20 protein-coding genes and 3 tRNA genes are annotated in these 18,013 nt (G+C 54.2%); 13 read left to right on the top strand and 10 right to left on the bottom strand.

From position 1 onward, the window contains the following. Nucleotides 1-8 precede the first annotated feature (8 nt). Together sufE and ldtE are read left to right on the top strand one after the other, a co-directional pair. The gene (sufE, locus tag AOY23_RS18720; RefSeq protein WP_054180799.1) at nucleotides 9-425 is read left to right on the top strand and encodes a cysteine desulfuration protein SufE; all 417 of its coding nucleotides are present in this window, start codon (nucleotides 9-11) and stop codon (nucleotides 423-425) included. A gap of 100 nt (nucleotides 426-525) precedes the next feature. Next, on the top strand, nucleotides 526-1,530 hold the full coding sequence (gene ldtE / locus AOY23_RS18715; RefSeq protein ID WP_054180798.1) for a L,D-transpeptidase LdtE: 1,005 nt from the start codon (nucleotides 526-528) through the stop codon (nucleotides 1,528-1,530). A 67-nt stretch (nucleotides 1,531-1,597) separates the two neighbouring features. Here ldtE and lpp read toward each other — a convergent pair whose 3' ends face one another. From lpp to ynhH, 3 genes are all read right to left on the bottom strand, one after another. After that, nucleotides 1,598-1,834 (bottom strand): murein lipoprotein Lpp, encoded by a 237-nt coding sequence (gene lpp, locus AOY23_RS18710; RefSeq protein ID WP_001082307.1) that lies wholly within the window; start codon nucleotides 1,832-1,834, stop codon nucleotides 1,598-1,600. Nucleotides 1,835-2,144: 310 nt separating this feature from the next. Next, nucleotides 2,145-3,557, bottom strand: coding sequence for a pyruvate kinase PykF (pykF, locus tag AOY23_RS18705; RefSeq protein ID WP_054180797.1), 1,413 nt, complete (start codon nucleotides 3,555-3,557; stop codon nucleotides 2,145-2,147). A gap of 7 nt (nucleotides 3,558-3,564) precedes the next feature. Further along, nucleotides 3,565-3,759 (bottom strand): protein YnhH, encoded by a 195-nt coding sequence (gene ynhH, locus AOY23_RS23315; protein ID WP_456154873.1) that lies wholly within the window; start codon nucleotides 3,757-3,759, stop codon nucleotides 3,565-3,567. Between the two features lie 50 nt (nucleotides 3,760-3,809). Between ynhH and AOY23_RS22720 the strand changes: the two genes are divergently transcribed. The 9 genes from AOY23_RS22720 to AOY23_RS18665 all read left to right on the top strand — a co-directional run bounded on the left by AOY23_RS22720 (nucleotide 3,810) and on the right by AOY23_RS18665 (nucleotide 11,518). Next, nucleotides 3,810-4,013 carry a hypothetical protein gene (locus AOY23_RS22720; RefSeq protein WP_152958628.1) on the top strand — a complete coding sequence of 68 codons (204 nt, stop codon included), beginning with the start codon at nucleotides 3,810-3,812 and terminating at the stop codon, nucleotides 4,011-4,013. Between the two features lie 13 nt (nucleotides 4,014-4,026). Further along, nucleotides 4,027-4,794 carry a basic amino acid ABC transporter substrate-binding protein gene (locus tag AOY23_RS18700; protein WP_054180796.1) on the top strand — a complete coding sequence of 256 codons (768 nt, stop codon included), beginning with the start codon at nucleotides 4,027-4,029 and terminating at the stop codon, nucleotides 4,792-4,794. Nucleotides 4,795-4,860: 66 nt separating this feature from the next. Then, entirely contained in the window at nucleotides 4,861-5,619 is a 759-nt protein-coding gene (locus tag AOY23_RS18695) for an amino acid ABC transporter permease (protein WP_054180795.1), read from the top strand. Then, nucleotides 5,612-6,334, top strand: coding sequence for an amino acid ABC transporter ATP-binding protein (locus tag AOY23_RS18690; protein ID WP_054180893.1), 723 nt, complete (start codon nucleotides 5,612-5,614; stop codon nucleotides 6,332-6,334). Before AOY23_RS18695 ends, AOY23_RS18690 begins: the two co-directional genes overlap by 8 nt. Nucleotides 6,335-6,559: 225 nt before the next feature. Then, nucleotides 6,560-6,871, top strand: coding sequence for a hypothetical protein (locus AOY23_RS18685; protein ID WP_054180794.1), 312 nt, complete (start codon nucleotides 6,560-6,562; stop codon nucleotides 6,869-6,871). 50 nt (nucleotides 6,872-6,921) lie between these two features. Continuing rightward, complete coding sequence (locus AOY23_RS18680; RefSeq protein WP_054180793.1) at nucleotides 6,922-8,250, top strand: sensor histidine kinase; 1,329 nt, start codon at nucleotides 6,922-6,924, stop codon at nucleotides 8,248-8,250. Beyond that, entirely contained in the window at nucleotides 8,243-8,854 is a 612-nt protein-coding gene (locus AOY23_RS18675; RefSeq protein ID WP_054180792.1) for a response regulator transcription factor, read from the top strand. Before AOY23_RS18680 ends, AOY23_RS18675 begins: the two co-directional genes overlap by 8 nt. Before the next feature lie 89 nt (nucleotides 8,855-8,943). Continuing rightward, nucleotides 8,944-9,417 carry a GlcG/HbpS family heme-binding protein gene (locus tag AOY23_RS18670; RefSeq protein WP_054180791.1) on the top strand — a complete coding sequence of 158 codons (474 nt, stop codon included), beginning with the start codon at nucleotides 8,944-8,946 and terminating at the stop codon, nucleotides 9,415-9,417. Nucleotides 9,418-9,541: 124 nt separating this feature from the next. After that, nucleotides 9,542-11,518: an alkyl/aryl-sulfatase gene (locus AOY23_RS18665; RefSeq protein ID WP_054180790.1), complete on the top strand. Its 1,977-nt coding sequence runs from the start codon at nucleotides 9,542-9,544 to the stop codon at nucleotides 11,516-11,518. 47 nt (nucleotides 11,519-11,565) lie between these two features. Here AOY23_RS18665 and AOY23_RS22715 read toward each other — a convergent pair whose 3' ends face one another. Next, nucleotides 11,566-11,706: a hypothetical protein gene (locus AOY23_RS22715; protein ID WP_152958639.1), complete on the bottom strand. Its 141-nt coding sequence runs from the start codon at nucleotides 11,704-11,706 to the stop codon at nucleotides 11,566-11,568. Between the two features lie 117 nt (nucleotides 11,707-11,823). On the opposite strand from AOY23_RS22715, the gene AOY23_RS18660 reads away from it, so the two are divergent. Then, nucleotides 11,824-12,627, top strand: a complete 804-nt coding sequence (locus tag AOY23_RS18660; protein WP_054180789.1) for an MBL fold metallo-hydrolase — start codon at nucleotides 11,824-11,826, stop codon at nucleotides 12,625-12,627. A 33-nt stretch (nucleotides 12,628-12,660) separates the two neighbouring features. On the opposite strand, the gene AOY23_RS18655 is transcribed toward AOY23_RS18660, so the two are convergent. The 4 genes from AOY23_RS18655 to mdtK all read right to left on the bottom strand — a co-directional run bounded on the left by AOY23_RS18655 (nucleotide 12,661) and on the right by mdtK (nucleotide 14,411). After that, nucleotides 12,661-12,737, bottom strand: a tRNA-Val gene (locus tag AOY23_RS18655). A 4-nt stretch (nucleotides 12,738-12,741) separates the two neighbouring features. Beyond that, nucleotides 12,742-12,818: transfer RNA gene (locus tag AOY23_RS18650), tRNA-Val, on the bottom strand. 4 nt (nucleotides 12,819-12,822) lie between these two features. After that, nucleotides 12,823-12,899, bottom strand: a tRNA-Val gene (locus AOY23_RS18645). 138 nt (nucleotides 12,900-13,037) lie between these two features. Further along, nucleotides 13,038-14,411, bottom strand: coding sequence for an MdtK family multidrug efflux MATE transporter (mdtK, locus tag AOY23_RS18640; RefSeq protein ID WP_054180788.1), 1,374 nt, complete (start codon nucleotides 14,409-14,411; stop codon nucleotides 13,038-13,040). 233 nt (nucleotides 14,412-14,644) lie between these two features. On the opposite strand from mdtK, the gene AOY23_RS18635 reads away from it, so the two are divergent. After that, nucleotides 14,645-15,283 (top strand): riboflavin synthase, encoded by a 639-nt coding sequence (locus tag AOY23_RS18635; RefSeq protein WP_054180787.1) that lies wholly within the window; start codon nucleotides 14,645-14,647, stop codon nucleotides 15,281-15,283. 31 nt (nucleotides 15,284-15,314) lie between these two features. On the opposite strand, the gene cfa is transcribed toward AOY23_RS18635, so the two are convergent. Both cfa and punC read right to left on the bottom strand, forming a co-directional pair. Continuing rightward, nucleotides 15,315-16,463 (bottom strand): cyclopropane fatty acyl phospholipid synthase, encoded by a 1,149-nt coding sequence (cfa, locus tag AOY23_RS18630; protein WP_054180786.1) that lies wholly within the window; start codon nucleotides 16,461-16,463, stop codon nucleotides 15,315-15,317. A gap of 269 nt (nucleotides 16,464-16,732) precedes the next feature. Next, nucleotides 16,733-17,929 (bottom strand): purine nucleoside transporter PunC, encoded by a 1,197-nt coding sequence (gene punC, locus AOY23_RS18625; protein WP_054180785.1) that lies wholly within the window; start codon nucleotides 17,927-17,929, stop codon nucleotides 16,733-16,735. Nucleotides 17,930-18,013: the final 84 nt, after the last annotated feature.

The raw sequence follows: 18,013 nt of genomic DNA, 5'->3' as shown, positions 1-18,013 counted from the left end.
GAGGAATAATGGCCGCGTTACCGGACAGAGATAAGCTGCTGCGCAATTTTTCGCGCTGTGCGAACTGGGAAGAAAAGTATCTCTATATTATTGAACTGGGGCAGCGCTTACCGGCGCTCAGCGCTGCGGATCATAACCCGCAGAACATCATTCAGGGTTGCCAGAGCCAGGTCTGGATCGTGATGACCCGCAACGACAACGGCGTTATCGAACTGCAGGGTGACAGCGATGCGGCGATTGTTAAAGGGCTCATCGCGATTGTCTTCATTCTTTATCAGCAGATGACCGCGCAGGACATCGTCGCGTTTGACGTAAGGCCGTGGTTTGAAAAAATGGCACTGACCCAACACCTTACGCCATCCCGCTCGCAGGGACTTGAGGCAATGATCCGGGCAATTCGCACCAAAGCCGGTGATTGCAGCTAAACTAAATCATACCTATTATCCTGTTTTATGAGGTCGTTTTTTATCCTCATGGGTCATTTCTTACTCCGACCCTATACTCGTGACTACAGGGAATAAAAGTATGAAACGCGCGTTTTTTATGACACTGATTCTGACTGGCGTTCTGGGCGCCATACAGACTGCTCGTGCGTTGGATTATCCGTTACCACCACAGGGCAGTCGTCTTATTGGTCAAAACCAGACTTATACGGTGCAGGAGGGCGACCGTAATTTACAGGCTATCGCCAGGCGTTTTGATACCGCCGCGATGCTGATTCTGGAAGCAAATCACACTATCGCACCGGTACCGAAAGCCGGAACGCTCATTACCATCCCGACGCAACTGCTGTTACCGGATGTCCCACGCGAGGGCATCGTGGTTAACCTTGCGGAACTGCGACTCTATTACTTCCCGGCAGGCGAAAACATTGTTCAGGTTTATCCTATCGGCATTGGTTTGCAGGGACTGGAAACGCCGGTGATGGAAACCCGTGTTGGGCAGAAAATCCCCAATCCGACCTGGACGCCCACAGTCGGTATCCGTCAGCGCTCCCTTGAGCGTGGCGTGACGCTGCCGCCGGTGGTGCCTGCCGGGCCAAATAACCCGCTGGGACGCTTTGCACTGCGTTTAGCGTATGGACATGGTGAATATCTCATTCATGGCACCAACGCGCCTGACAGCGTCGGTCTGCGCGTCAGTTCGGGATGTATCCGTATGAATGCGCCGGATATTCAGGCGTTGTTTGCCCGCGTGAAGAGTGGAACGCCGGTGCGGATCATCAACGAGCCGGTCAAATACAGCACAGAGCCGAACGGTGAGCGTTATGTTGAAGTGCATCGGCCGTTGTCGCAGGAAGAGGAGCAAAACGTGCAGACGATGCCGTACGTGCTGCCTGCTGGCTTTACATCATTCCGCGAGAACAAAGCGGTGAACAGCAATACGGTACAACAGGCGTTGTATCGCCGTGCCGGATACCCGATCAAGGTCACCGCAGGGCAGGCGTCTGTCGCGGCTGACGCGCCAGCGGTAGAGTCGGCACAGAATGGTTCGCCAGTAAATGGAGAGGCGTCACGCATGACGCAATAATCAGGAAGGGAAACGAAGGGCAAAAAAAATGGCGCACAATGTGCGCCATTCTATTACACAGGCACTATTACTTACGGTATTTAGTAGCCTGGTTGTCCAGACGCTGGTTAGCGCGCGCTGCGTCATCTTTAGCAGCCTGAACGTCGGAACGCATTGCGTTCACGTCGTTGCTCAGCTGGTCAACTTTAGCGTTCAGAGTCTGAACGTCAGAAGACAGCTGATCGATTTTAGCATTGCTGGAGCAACCAGCCAGCAGAGTAGAACCCAGGATTACCGCGCCCAGTACCAGTTTAGTACGATTCATTATTAATACCCTCTAGATTGAGTTAATCTCCATGTAGCGTTACAAGTATTACACAAACTTTTTTATGTTGAGAATATTTTTTTTATGGGAATGCACTTATTTTTGATCGTTCGCTCAAAGAAGCATCGACTTTGCGATAAGCGCTGAAAAAACTGTGTCAAAACAGGCGCGTTCCATCGGATTCGTCTTAGATAATCTTATCTTAAATAGTAAAATCCGATTTGATTTTTTATTGAATGTGGCTATCGAAGGGAATAAAAAAAGCGCTCCGGGGAGCGCTTTTTAAACAAATTAATTCGTCTGTGAATTATTACAGTACGTGAACAGAGGCAGTATTAGTTGTGCCGCTCGGTACCAGCGCACCGGAAACCATAACAACCACGTCGCCTTTCTGCGCCAGACCACTCTGCAGCGCCACTTCTTTGCCCAGACGGTAGAAATCATCCGTAGAAGAAATTTCTTTGACCAGCTGCGCGGTAACGCCTTTGCTCAGCACCAGCTGGCGGGCAGTCACTTCGTTAGTGGTCAGCGCGAGGATCGTCGCATCCGGGAAGTATTTACGTACTGCGCGTGCAGATTTACCGCCCTGGGTGGCGACCACGATCAGCGGCGCGTCCAGTTTTTCTGCGGTTTCAACAGCGCCACGGCACACCGCTTCGGTGATGCGCAGTTTGCGGCTGTCGTTATTGAAGTCCAGACGGCTGGTCATCACGCGGTCGGTACGCTCGCAGATGGTCGCCATGATGGTCACCGCTTCCAGCGGGTATTTGCCTTTCGCGGATTCACCAGACAGCATTACCGCATCGGTGCCGTCGAGGATGGCGTTCGCCACGTCACCAGCTTCTGCGCGGGTCGGACGCGGGTTTTTGATCATCGAATCCAGCATCTGGGTGGCGGTGATAACCACTTTACGGGCGCGGATACATTTTTCGATCATCATTTTCTGCGCGAAAATAACTTCTTCAACCGGGATTTCAACACCCAGGTCGCCGCGCGCTACCATGATGCCGTCAGACGCTTCGAGGATTTCGTCGAAGTTGTTCAGGCCTTCCTGGTTTTCAATTTTGGAAATGATCTGGATATTTTCGCCGCCGTGCGCTTTCAGGTGTTCACGAATTTCGACAACGTCAGAACGTTTACGGATAAAAGAGGCTGCAACGAAGTCAACGCCTTGCTCGCAACCAAAGATCAGATCCTGTTTATCTTTTTCCGCCAGCGCTGGCAGGGCAATGGAAACGCCCGGCAGGTTAACACCTTTGTTCTCGCCCAGGTCGCCGTTGTTCAGCACCTTACAAACGACTTTGTTGCCATCGATGGCGGTCACTTCCATGCCGATCAAACCATCGTCGACCAGCACGGTGTTACCGACTTTCAGATCGCTGGTGAGACCTTCATAGGTCACGGCCACGATCTCGCTGTTACCGACAACTGAACGGTCGGTGGTGAAGGTGAAGGTCTGGCCGGCTTTCAGAGAAACGTCATTACCGCCTTCCAGCTTAATGGTGCGGATTTCCGGACCTTTGGTGTCCAGCAGAATCGCCGCTTTTTTACCGGTTTTGCTCATCACGTTACGCAAATTCTGAATGCGCTGACCGTGTTCAGCATAGTCACCGTGAGAGAAGTTCAGACGCATAACGTTCATGCCTGCGTCCAGCATTTTGGTCAACATCTCTTCGGATTCGGTTTTCGGACCGATGGTGCAAACAATTTTGGTCTTTTTCATGACAGTCTTAGTCTTTAAGTTGAGAAGAATGGGGAAATCTCGCTCTCCGGGCTCTCTGCCAGGGAGACAAACCTGTGTTACGAAAGTTGTAATGCCACGCTGTAAGGATAGGTGACATCAAAAAAGCGTGCTGAGGAATGTGTGCTCGTGTTTCAGCCCACTGCTGGAGGCGTTTTTTTAGTTGTTGAAATAGGCAGTCCAAGTTGCTGAAACCTTTCAATCAAGAAACGGCGGGCATTATACGATGTTACGTTGCAAAAGAAAAATGAAAACGCTGTTTCAAAACAGGCATCGGAAAAGTTTGCCCGGAAAATGAATAAACCTCACTCTTTGCCGATTATGCAACAAAATCCGAGGCAAAACAGCGCAGGAAGCCGTGACTGGCGCGATCTTTCCAGCAATAAATATTGCATAGATGCCGGGATAAATGTATTTTTATGCAAACAACATGCATAAAAAGGAGTTGGGTATGATAAGTAAGTTGATGAAAGCGTGCTTCCTGATGGCGACTCTCGCCGGAAGTGCTTATGCGGCACAGGAAACCTATGTCGTTGGGGCGGGTGGCACCTATCGTCCTTTCGAGTTTGAAAACAGCCAGAAACAGCTGGAAGGCTTTGATATCGATATCATTAAAGCCATCGCTAAAGTGGAAAATTTTGACATCAAGCTGATAAACACCCCGTGGGAAGGTATTTTCGCCACCTTAGGGTCCGGCGATCGCGATATCATCATTTCCGGTATTACGATCACCGACAAGCGTAAGCAGATGGTGGATTTCTCCGCGCCATACTTCCCGGCCGAACAGTCCATCGTGGTGCCTGCGGATTCCAAAGTCACCTCGCTTGATTCGCTGAAAAGCGAGAAGGTCGGGGTGGTGAACTCCAGCACCGGCGACATCGTGGTTTCTGATGTTCTGGGTAAAAACAGCACGGCGATCAAGCGTTTCGACAACACCCCGTTAATGCTGCAGGAGCTGTTTGAAGACGGCGTCAGCGCAGCGGTGGGTGACGTTGGCGTGGTCAAGTACTACATCAAACAGCACCCGGAAAAACAGTTCAAACTGGTACCGGACGCCAAATTTGAGCGCCAGTATTTTGGTATCGCGGTGGCGAAAGGGAACACCGAACTGCAGGCGAAAATCAACGACGGTCTGAAGAAAATCGTCGCCGATGGTACCTACGCTAAAATCTATAAAACCTGGTTTGACGATAACGTACCGACACTGCCGGCTGAGTAAGTTTTTGCTTTTTCTTCGTGCGGCTGTCGCAGGTGATGCGCCAGCCGCTTTTTACAGGGAAATTTTATGACGGGATTCCGTTGGGAAATCATTCAGGAATATGCGCCGCTGTTTATGGAAGGCGCCTGGATGACCATCAAATGTACCATCATCTGCGTGATCCTCGGGACGTTGTGGGGGTTAACCCTCGGCCTCGGGCGGATGGCGAAAGCCGAACACGGGCCGTGGAAGTATATCCTGCGCTATCTGGTGCAGTTCCCGGTGCGTTTTTACGTCAGCGCTTTTCGTGGTACGCCGCTGTTCGTACAGATCATGGTGGTGCACTTTGCACTGGTGCCGCTGTTTATTAATCCGCGCGACGGCCTGCTGGTCACCAGCGGCATCATGAGCGCCGATCTGGCGCGTGAGCTGCGCTCCAGCTATGGCGCTTTCCTGTCATGTATTGTGGCAATCACCCTCAACGCGGGGGCATACGTTTCTGAAATCTTCCGCGCCGGGATCCAGTCGATCGACAAAGGTCAGATGGAAGCCTCGCGCGCGCTGGGGATGCCGTGGTGGAAGACCATGCGCAAAGTGATCCTGCCGCAGGCGTTTCGCCGCATTCTGCCGCCACTGGGTAATAACGCGATTGCCATTGTTAAGGATTCGTCTCTCGCGTCGGCCATCGGTCTTGCGGATCTGGCCTACGCGGCGCGCACCGTGTCGGGTGCGTACGCGACCTACTGGGAACCCTACCTGACCATCTCGCTGGTCTACTGGGTGATCACCTTCCTGCTGGCGCAGCTGGTTAACCGTCTGGAAATGAGGTTTGGCAAAAGTGATTAATATTAAGAATCTGCATAAACACTTTGGCGACGCCCACGTTCTGCGCGGGATCGACTGCGAGATCAAACCGCAGGAAGTGGTCTGTATTATCGGCCCGTCAGGCTCCGGGAAAAGTACCTTTCTGCGTTGCATGAATGCGCTGGAATCGGTAACGGAAGGCGAGGTGATGGTGAACGGTTTTGCCGTACACGATCGCAAAACCGATCTCAACAAAATGCGGGAAAGCGTCGGCATGGTCTTTCAGCGCTTTAACTTGTTCCCGCACATGACCGTACTGGAAAACCTGATCATGGCACCGGTGATGCTGCAGGGTATGACGCGTGCAGCAGCGGTCGGGCGCGCCGAAGCGCTACTGCAAAAAGTCGGGCTGAGCGAGAAGCGTGACGCCTGGCCTTCCAGCCTGTCCGGCGGGCAGCAACAGCGGGTGGCGATTGCCCGCGCGCTGGCGATGGAGCCGTCCATCATGCTGTTTGATGAACCGACTTCCGCGCTGGATCCCGAACTGGTCGGTGACGTACTGGAAGTCATGAAAAACCTCGCCAACGATGGCATGACGATGGTGATCGTGACGCATGAAATGGGCTTTGCCCGGGAAGTGGCCGATCGGGTGATTTTCATCGATAACGGTATTATTCAGGAGCAGGGCACGCCTGAACACATCTTTACTTCACCATCGAACCCTCGCACTGCCAGTTTCCTCAGTAAAGTGCTGTAGCCGTAAGATCCCAACGGGTGATGAAAATATCACCCGTTGGGGTGCAAAAGCTGAGCAACGCCGTCGTTACTGCACAAAAACGGCGGTTAATTCTTTTGGCGTCCTCCTTTTTTATGTAATGTTTTAGTGCGTCGTAAGAATTGCCTTAGATGAAAAGACGCGCCAGGGGCGGCTACCGCCATGAACGGGAGCCGCAGACGTTTCTCACAGGATGTGGGGTCAACAATGACAAAATTACGCATGTTTGCTGCGGCGCTGGCCGCTCTCTCTCTTTCCACCGCTGTTGTTGCGGCGGGCAACGGCCTGTCAGGGGTCATCCATTTCCGCGGAAAAATTGTTGAAGGTGCCTGCAGCGTGGCGCGTGATGGCGCAGTACAGGCGACGTTTTCCTGTCTGCGGGCAGGTGTCAATCATGTCCGGGCGGTGGATCTCAGTCAGGACGACGTCACGCATTTGCCGAAGGCAATTGCCACGGTGCAGTCGCTCCCGGTGAACAAACACCCGGAATTGCAGTTGCTGGTGGTTTCGTATCGCTGACGAGGAATTAAGGGAGGCGATGAATCGGGTGATGTGCTATTAACAATGTCATGAATTACAGACCGTTTATCTGGCGGTGCCTAGTAATCTGGCTGGTGGGATGTCTGCTCGGTTGTGCCTTGTTGTACGCTGAGCAGATCCGCCGCCAGTACTGGCGCCTTGACAGGGATTTCAGCACGTTGTTTTCCGGTATCAGCGCCGCATTGACGCAGAACGAGTCAGTGATCCCGCTGCTGAACGGCGATGAATCTCTCAGCGAATTGCAGAAGAAATTTCCGCAGATCCGCCTGCTTGAAACCACGCAGCACCGCGCGCTGGACGCCGCCCGCGTCGAGCCGGTAAGTGCGTTTCGTTACTGGCTGTACAACCCGTACCGGCAAATTCGGGTGATGGTTGATCTCGAGCCTTACTTTGGCCCGGTATCGCGATTCACCCGGCTTTATCTGCGACTGAGCCCGGCGGAGACACCGGTGAAAATCGACGCTTTCTGGCACTGGCAGCGTACCTTCCCGCAACATTTTCAACCATTTTCGCTGGAGGCTGAGGCGCGTCCGGCGTGGCTGCAGGTACCGCTCCTGCCGTTTGTCGCGCTGTCTGTGGGCTGGGCGCTGCTGGTGGCGGCAGGCGGTTTGCTGGTATGGCAGAGGCGACAGCAACGCAATGCGGTGCAGCGTGCCGATTATTATCAGCATGCCCGGCTGAATACGCTTGGTGAGATCACCGCGGGTATTGTCCATGAGATCAATCAGCCGCTGACCGCCGTTCAGACGTGGATCCAGGGCGCGGAGCGGCAGCTTAAAAATCAGCAGCCCGATGCGGCGATGCAGGCGTTAAGCGCTGCACGGGTGCAGACTCAACGCATCAGCGATCTGTTAACCCGCTTCCGCGCCCATGTGGTGCAGGAGCCGGTGACGCTGACAACGGTTGATCTCGCGCAGAGCTGGCAGCGGGTCGGGAATTTGCTCGAACATGAGCACACGGCAGAGCATGTCGTCATCACCAGTCGCTTTGCCGACGATGCCCGCACGGTGCTGGCCGATAAACTGTGGCTGGAGCAGGTGCTGCATAATCTGCTCAGCAACGCTATTCAGGCGCAACAGGAGCGGCAGAACGCCTGGGTGCATATTCACAGCCATGCCGTCGGAGAAACCGTTGAGGTGGTGATCACCGACGGCGGGCCAGGATTCACGGCGGAGGCGCTGCAACAGGCACTAATGCCGTTTTACAGCGGCAGAGCTGGCGGCATTGGTCTCGGCATGACGCTGACGGAATCGCTGATGCTGCGCATGAATGGCAGCATCACACTGCATAACGCGCCCACAGGCGGGGCGGAAATCTGTCTGACACTGGCAAACGGGAGAACGACACGCCATGGATAACCGCATTTATCTGATTGATGACGATGAATCCATCCGGGAGTCGTTGACGTTTCTGTTTTCGACCCTGAACTGGCCAGTGGAGCCCTTCGCCAGCATTGAGGCGTTCACTCAACAGTATGACCGCGAGACCGCGCTGACCGGCTGTCTGCTGCTCGACATGCGGATGCCAGGAAAAGGGGGCCTGAGCTGGCTGGAAGAGGGCGTCTGGCCGTGGCCACTGTTGCCGGTGGTGATGATGACCGGACACGGCACTATCGACGCCTGTCGCCGGGCGTTTCATCATGGCGTGTTTGAGTTTTTCACCAAGCCGCTGGATGCCGATCGGCTGATTGAAACCGTGCAAAACGCCTTTGCGGAAAGTGAAACGCGCGCGGCGGGCTGGCTGGAGTTTGTTCGCGTCAGAACCTTGTTCAGCACGCTTTCTGTTCGGGAAACCGAAGTCTTACACGAACTGATGGCCGGGCTCAGCAACAAAGAGGTGGCGCAGCGGCTGAACCTGTCGCCGCGGACGGTAGAAGCACACCGGGCGGCGATTTTCAGCAAACTCGGCGTGACCAGCCTGGTGCAGGCCATTCGCGAACACGACAAACTGCAATACGTATAATTACCAGGTCAGTTGCGTAATGCACCGAATAACGTTTTCTCGCGCCGCCGGTTAGCATCATAACGTCAACAACGAAACGAGGACGTGCGATGAAAAAATTACTGGTATTAACGGCGCTGCTGGCAGGTACTGGCATGGCGCAGGCGGCGACGCTGACACAGAAAAACATCTCCCTGGAGCAGGCAAATCAGCTTGCCAGCGCCGCCGTGCAGGCCTGTATGGCGAAAAACTACCAGGTCAGCGTGACCGTTGTCGATCGTGCCGGGGTGGTGAAAGCGCTGCAGCGTACCGATAACGCCGGTCCGCATACGGTTAAAGCCAGCGAAATGAAAGCCTTCACCGCACTCAGCACCAAAAATGCCTCCGGCAAAGTAATGGACGCGGCGCAAAACAATGCCGGTGCGCAGAACATGCGTGATGTCCCGGGCTTCCTGCTGCTGGCGGGTGGTCTGCCGCTGAAAGCGGGTGATGAGGTCATCGGTGCGATTGGTATCGGCGGTGCGCCGGGCGGTAATCTGGACGAAGCCTGTGCGCAGCAGGCGATTGATAGCGTCAAACTGTAACCCGATTCCAGGTGCCTCTGCTGAGGCACCATATTGAAGAATATATCCTTTTCGTAAACTGGCAGAATAATCAATCGTGTCTGATAGTTATCATGCGTAATCATGCTAACAAGTTGAGGCACGAATGAAATTGAATAAGATAGTCTACGCATTTTTGTGTGCTGGATTATTCACCAGCATCTCTTTTCAATCACTCGCGCAAACGGAACCGAAAGACGCGACCTCTGCCACCAAAACGGCAAATGATGCTTTACTCAATCAACTGCCTTTCAATGACAATACCGATTTCACTAACGCCCATAAGGGATTTATTGCCGCACTGCCGCCGGACGTGATTCACGATGCGCAGGGCAAACTGGTCTGGGATCCGCAAAGATATGCTTTCATTAAAGAGGGCGAAAAAGCGCCGGACTCGGTTAACCCCAGTCTCTGGCGTCAGGCGCAGCTGATCAACATCAGCGGTCTGTTTGAAATTACCGACGGTGTTTACCAGATCCGCAACCTCGACCTGTCGAATATGACGATTATTGAGGGGAAAGAAGGCGTGACGGTGGTCGATCCGCTGGTGTCGGCGGAAACCGCCAAAGTCGGGATGGATCTTTATTTCAAACATCGGGGTAAAAAACCGGTCGTAGCGGTGATTTATACCCACAGCCATGTGGATCACTATGGCGGCGTACGCGGCGTAGTTGATGAAGCCGAGGTGAAAGCCGGGAAAGTAAAAATTTACGCGCCTGCCGGATTTATGGAAGAGGCGGTGTCCGAGAATATTATGGCGGGCAATGTGATGAGCCGTCGCGCCAGCTATATGTATGGCAACCTGCTGAAACCGGATGTTAAAGGGCAGGTCGGTGCCGGGCTGGGGACCACTACCTCCGCAGGGACCGTCACGCTGATTGCGCCGACCGACTACATCACCAGAACCGGGCAGAAAGAGACCATCGATGGTCTGACCTACGATTTCCTGATGGCGCCAGGCTCTGAAGCACCATCGGAAATGCTCTGGTACGTCGAAGAGAAGAAGATGATCGAAGCGTCCGAGGATGTGACGCATACGCTGCATAACACTTACTCGTTGCGCGGCGCGAAGATCCGTGATCCGCTGGCGTGGTCGAAATACATTAACGAAGCCGTACAGCGCTGGGGCGATAAAGCCGAGATTATTATGGCGCAGCACCACTGGCCCACCTGGGGCAACGATAATGTGGTTAAGCTGATGAAGAGCCAGCGCGATCTCTATCGTTATATCAACGATCAGACGCTGCGGATGGCGAATCAGGGGCAGACGCGTGATGAAATCGCCGCTGACTTCAAACTGCCGCCGACGCTGGCGAACACCTGGGCTAACCGCGGCTATTACGGCTCTGTGAGCCACGACGTGAAAGCGACTTACGTACTTTATCTCGGCTGGTTTGATGGTAACCCGGCCACGCTCGACGAGCTGCCGCCGGTGGAAGCCGCGAAGAAATATGTCGATTACATGGGTGGCGCGGATGCCATCATGACGAAGGCCAAAGAGGATTTCGCGCAAGGGAACTACCGCTGGGTGGCGCAGGTGGTGAGCAAAGTGGTCTTTGCCAACCCGGACAACAAAGCGGCAAGGGAGCTGGAAGCTGATGCGCTGGAACAGCTGGGTTATCAGGCGGAATCCGGGCCGTGGCGTAACTTCTACCTGACCGGTGCGCAGGAACTACGCAATGGCGTACAGAAGTTGCCAACACCAAACACCGCCAGCGGCGATACCGTGCGGGCGATGTCGCCGGAAATGTTCTTCGACTATCTCGCCGTGCATATCAACGGCGAAAAAGCGGCTGAGGCGAAAGCGGTCTTTAATGTCGATTTAGGCAACGATGGCGGGAAGTATCTGCTGGAACTGGAAAACGGTGTGCTAAATCACACAGCGAATGCGGAGGCGAAAAATGCTGATGCGACGATCACACTCAATCGTGCGACGCTGAATAAGATTATCCTGGGAGAAGAGACGCTGAAACAGGCGGAAGAGAAGGGCGAGGTGAAAATCACAGGCAATAGCGCGAAACTGAACGAAATGCTGAGCTATATGGACACGTTCGGGTTCTGGTTTAACATCGTCACGCCGTAATACGGCTAAAAACAACAAACCGGCATGGCAGCCGGTTTGTTGTTTCATCAGATTTTGCAGGCATCGCCACAGTCGTCGTCAGCGATGATCTCCTGAGCCTTTTTATCGGCATCTTCCAGTCGTTCAGCGTTACGTTCTTCGGCTTCTTCCAGCCCGCTAAATACCAGTTTATCGAGATCAATTTCCATCATTCACCCATTGTAGTTCAGAGTTGCGTTGCATCAGTATAGGGCAAAACAGCGGCTGGAGGTATTACCCGTCTGTGCTAGCGTTACTGTTATCCCTCGCTTTCAGAAGGAGTCACAATGACTATTTTGTGTAAAACCTGCGGCACCTCGTATGACGACAGCGACGAGATCATCGCACGCTGCAAAATCTGTGAAGACGAGCGGCAGTTCGTGCCCGCCAGCGGGCAGGCGTGGATAACCCCTGAGGCGGTCACTGCCACGCACAGCAATAAATGGCAACAGCATGAAGAAAATCTGTTAAGCATCAAAACGGTACCTGCGTTTGCTATCAACCAGCGGGCGTTTTTGCTGCGAACGCCACACGGCAACGTATTGTGGGACTGCATTGCCAGCCTTGATGCAGCTACAGAGTTGCTGATTAACGCCCTGGGCGGTCTTCGCGCCATCGCGATTTCGCATCCTCATTATTACACCACCATGCAGGACTGGGCGGAGACCTTCAGCGCACCCGTCTGGCTGCATGCCAGCGACAGGGAATGGATTATGCGCGACAGCACGGCGATTCGGTTGTGGGAGGGCGACAGTATGGAACTGCTGCCGTCGGTCCGGCTGTTACGACTGGGCGGTCATTTTGCCGGGGGGACGGTACTGCACTGGACGGAAGGCGACGGCGTGCTTCTCGCCGGAGATATTTTACAGGTTACCCCTGGGAAAGATGCGGTCTCGTTTATGTGGAGCTACCCGAACATGTTGCCGCTTCCGGCAGCGACGGTTGAAAACATTCTGCACCGACTGGCTGACGTCAATTTTGAACGACTGTACGGCGCGTTTGAAGGACAGAATATGACAAAACAGGCTCACGACGCGGTAATGCGATCAGGGCGAAAATATGTCGATTGTCTGAAACAGGAACGAGCGTGAGACGAAGAAGGGCACCATATCTCATTGAGAATATGGTGCGTCCGAGTGGACTCGAACCACCGACCCCCACCATGTCAAGGTGGTGCTCTAACCAACTGAGCTACGGACGCAGAATGGTGCGTTTAATTGGACTCGAACCAACGACCCCCACCATGTCAAGGTGGTGCTCTAACCAACTGAGCTATAAACGCAGAATGGTGCGTTCAATTGGACTCGAACCAACGACCCCCACCATGTCAAGGTGGTGCTCTAACCAACTGAGCTATGAACGCACAACGGGGACGAATATTAGCGGCAGGGATGGGCGGTTGCAAGAAGAAAGTCGCACATTTCGTTCTGTTATCACGCGATTGCGGAACAACTGTGCAAAATGGAGAGAAAGCAACCGCCTGCTGGCGGTTGCTTCGTCGTTACCGCGCGGCGCGGTGCAAAATCACACTCGACGGCTGGTGCTGCAGGAACCGCATACGCAGCATGATCATGATGGCCGCTGACGTCAGGCCGATGATAAAACCCCACCAGAATCCTGCTGGCCCCATGCGCGGCACCACCAGGTCGGTCAGCCCGAGAATATAGCCGCCCGGCAGCCCAAGCACCCAGTAAGCGGTAAAAGTAATAAAGAAAATGGAACGGGTGTCTTTATAACCACGCAGAATACCGCTGCCGATAACCTGAATAGAATCGGAAATCTGATACAGCGCCGCCAGCATCATCAATTGCGAGGCGAGCAGGACGACCGCCGGGTTATCGTTATAGAGCAGAGCGATGTGCGTGCGCAGGGTGACGGTAAAAATCGCCGTCAGCACCGCCATACACACCCCGACGCCGAGGCCCGTCCACGCCGAGACCTGCGCATCGAGCGTTGAGCCCTGGCCGAGACGAAAACCGACGCGAATGGTCACTGCCGCCGCGAGCGACATCGGCAATACGAACATCAGCGAACTGAAATTCAGGGCGATCTGGTGCCCGGCGACGTCAACAATCCCCAACGGCGAGACCAGCAGCGCCACCACGGCAAACAGCGTCACTTCGAAGAACAGCGCCAGCGCAATCGGCAGACCCAGTTGAATCAGGCGTTTCAGGACTTCGCTGTCCGGTTTCGCACTACCTTCCACAAGACGGATATCGCGCAGGGAACGGGCATTTCTGACAAAGGTCAGCATACAGAAGAACATGACCCAGTACACCGCCGCCGTCGCGACGCCACAGCCCACGCCGCCCAGTTCCGGCATGCCGAAATGACCATAAATAAAGATGTAGTTGACCGGAATGTTGACCAGCAAGCCGATAAACCCCATCACCATGCCGGGTTTGGTTTTTGCCAGCCCTTCGCACTGATTACGCGCCACCTGAAAACACAAATAACCCGGCGCACCCCACAGCAGGGCACGCAGATAACCGACGGCTTTGTCCGCCAGCGCCGGATCGATGTTATGCATGGAACGAATGATATAACCCGCATTCCACAACACGATCATAATCAAAATGGATACACCGCCCGCCAGCCAGAACCCCTGACGAACCTGATGCGCAATGCGATCACGGCGGCCAGAGCCGTTGAGCTGCGCGATAACCGGCGTCAGTGCCAGCAGCAACCCGTGGCCGAACAGAATGGCCGGTAACCAGATGGAGGTGCCGATGGCGACGGCGGCCATGTCGGTTGCGCTGTATCCACCGGCCATCACGGTATCAACAAACCCCATCGCGGTCTGGGCGATCTGCGCAAGGATTACGGGTATTGCCAGTGCTAATAACTGACGCGCTTCACTAACATACTTCTGCACGTGAACACCTATATATTGTTGTTATTTGAGGAACTAAAAAAAGCCGCCTTAACTGGCAGCAAGAAGAAATACTGGGGAAATAGTCAGTCTATTGTAGCGGGGAATCGCTATTAAGCCAGTCAAAATATAGCAGGGAGCACGTCGGGAGTGGCAACCTGTTTTTTCAACTGTTATTGTGCGTAGTATATCGCGCGGAAACCGAAGCGCCACGATGTAATACAGGAGCTTACTGCATGTTTACTGGTATTGTGCAGGGCACGGCGAAAGTTGTGTCTGTTGATGAAAAACCGAATTTTCGTACCCACGTTATTGAAATGCCTGAGTATATGCTTGAGGGTCTCGAAACCGGGGCATCCGTCGCGCACAACGGCTGCTGCCTGACCGTCACCGACATCGACGGTAATCGCATCAGTTTTGATTTAATGAAAGAGACGCTGCGCATCACCAACCTGGGACAGGTGAAAGAGGGCGATGTGGTGAACGTCGAGCGCGCCGCAAAATTCAGCGACGAAATTGGCGGTCATTTGATGTCCGGCCATATTATGACCACCGCTGATATCACCAAAATCCTCACCTCGGAAAATAACCGCCAGATTTGGTTTAAGCCGCAGGATCCGTCGCTGATGAAATATATCCTGTACAAAGGATTTATCGGCATTGACGGTATCAGCCTGACGGTAGGTGAAGTGACTGCCACGCGTTTTTGCGTGCATTTAATCCCGGAAACGCTGCAGCGCACCACGCTTGGCAAGAAAAAGATCGGCGGGCAGGTCAATATTGAGATAGATCCGCAGACGCAGGCGGTGGTGGATACCGTTGAACGCGTCCTCGCCGCCAAAGAGGCGGCGCTACAGATAGCGGCAGACGAATAAAAAAATCCCCGGCTTGCCGGGGATTTTTCTTTTAGCGGGCGACGCGCAGACCGTGGTCGATACCGCGTGAGAAAACCACCTGCCAGAGGTGAATATCACGGGCGCGGAACGCACCGGCGCAGGCATTCAGATAATAACTGAACATCCGCTTGAAGCGATCAGAGTAGTTATCGGCAATTTCTGGCCAGCTGGCAAGGAAACGCTCGTGCCAGGCCATCAGCGTGGTGTCGTAGTCGGCGCCAAAATTGTGCCAGTCTTCCATAATGAAATGCCGCTCGCTGGCGTCAGCAATCTGGCGGACGGAGGGCAGGCAACCGTTAGGGAAGATGTATTTGTTGATCCACGGGTCAACGTTATGATCCGTTTTCTTCGAGCCAATCGTGTGCAGCAGGAAAATACCGTCAGGCTTGAGGTTGCGGTCAGCCACCTCGAAGTAGGTGTCATAGTTTTTCGGACCGACGTGCTCAAACATGCCGACGGAAACAATGCGGTCAAACTGATCGTTCAGGTCGCGATAATCCTGCAGACGAATATCAACATCCAGCCCTTCGCAGCGCTGTTGTGCCAGTTTTTGCTGTTCCGCGGAGATCGTCACACCCACGACGCTGACGCCATAATTCTTCGCCATGTAATACGCCAGACCACCCCAGCCACAGCCGATATCCAGCACGCGCATGCCCGGTTTCAGTTGCAGTTTCTGGCAGATCAAATCGAGTTTGTCCTGCTGGGCTTCTTCCAGGGTGGTGGCTTTTTTCCAGTATGCACACGAGTACTGCATCAGCGGGTCGAGCATCCGGCTGAACAGATCGTTACCGAGATCGTAATGTTCTTTGCCGACTATCCAGGCTCTTTTTTTACTTTGCAGATTGAACAGGCGGGCGCTGGCGATACGCAGCGTATCTTTGAAATGGTGGGGGAGCTGGTTTTCCAGCCCGGCACGCAGCACTTTCTGGAAGAAAATATCCAGACGCTCGCAATCCCACCAGCCGTCCATATAACTCTCGCCTAATCCGAGCGAACCTTCCTGTAGAACGCGCTTAAAGAAGAGCGGGTTTTTGACCTGCACATCGGAGGGGGCAGACCCGTTAACTTCAATGCCAGCACGGCTTAACAACTCACTGGCGATGCGATACCACTCATCATTGGGTACGCTAACTTCTTCTATACACGATGAACTCATAGCTTCTCCATCACGCGCATGTGACCAGAACCTTAAAACAGCGTAGTCGCTTTTTTGGGTTTGTGAGAAATCTCACGGAACATTCCGTGAGCCTGCTATCCGACGTAGAAAAAGAGGAAGGGAGGTAACCCTTGCCGAAAGGCCTTCCGTGGTGAAACGGGCAACGTCCTGCGCCCGTTACTGCATAATATTAATCGTAATTATGTGATGCCTGACTCAGTATAGGCCGCTAAATCAGGTGATTCAATAAAAAGATGTTAGCAGGCTAATTACTGTTCTGTTACATAATTCTCCACGGTATTACGCGTGGCGTGGCTGCCCTGAAACTGCATGAAATAGCCAATAGCAGCAAGCACGACTGTCGCCAGCATCACGCTGGTGGTCGCCTGCAGCGGGGAGGCGATAAACGTCGATACCACCAGGCTTGCAAGAAAACACAGCCCCAGTTGCAGCGTGTTCTGCATGGCGGCGGCACGACCAGTCGCTTGCGGGAACGGACGCAGTGCCTGTGCCACGACGATCGGGTAAATCATGCCGTTAGCCATCGCCATAATGCAAAACGGAATCAGCAGCGCCGTCAGTGTGGCACTGGCAAACAGGCCCACTGCCCAGGTGGCAATCGTGCTCAGCGCGAAAACGATCATCGCCCACGGCAGCAACTGTTTTCCTTCCCACTTTTGCAGCGCGGCACGGCAACCATAGCCACCAATCAGAAAAGCGATAGTCTGCGGCACATAGCTCAGGCCGATGGCGCCGGGGCCATAACCCATCTCATGCAGCAGGAACGGCGAACCGGTTAACCAGGCGAAGAAACAGGCGGAGCAGGCGGCATACACCAGCACGTTACCGCAGTAAATGCGCGAACGCAGCAGAGTCAAAAAGGTCAGCGGTTTACCACGTTGTTGCTGCGGTTTTGGCGCCGGTTTCAGGCGCAGCGCCGGGATCATCAGCACCAGCGTGATAGCAAACAGCACGGCGAAAATCGCCTGCCATTCCAGATGCACCAGGATCCAGCTGCCGAGCAGCGGCGCCAGTGCCGGAGAGAGCGCCACCAGCGGCATAATGGTGGCAAAAATACGGTTGGTGCGATGTGTCGGATAGTAGTCCGTCACCATCGCCTGCCAGGTGACGGTCGCCGCACAAACGCCGACAGCCTGCACAAAACGCAGTACCAGTAACAGCATGCCGTCGCGCACCCACAACATCCCAAGGCAGCCCAGGGCAAAAATCGCCAGACCGCTAAGCAGGACGCCCTTACGGCCGTAGCGATCGGAAAGCGGACCCCACAGCAGTTGCGCCACGGCGAAGCCTGCCAGAAACAGGCTCAGGCTGGCGCTGACGGTGGACGCCGGGGTTTGCAGATCACTCTGAATGGCCGCGAAAGCGGGCAAATACATGTCGGTTGCCAGAAAGCCGAGCACGCTCAGTCCGGCCAGCCAGGCAAGAAATAATTTTCCAGGTTGCATATCTCTTTCTCTTTATGAGTGCAGGTGTACGACAGGCGCAAAGTGTAGGGAGTGCAAAGCCGCTTGTGAAACGCTAATATTTGT

The sequence above is a fragment of the Trabulsiella odontotermitis genome (assembly GCF_001297775.1).
Lineage (GTDB): Bacteria > Pseudomonadota > Gammaproteobacteria > Enterobacterales > Enterobacteriaceae > Trabulsiella > Trabulsiella odontotermitis.
This window is presented reverse-complemented; position numbering and strand designations above follow the sequence as displayed.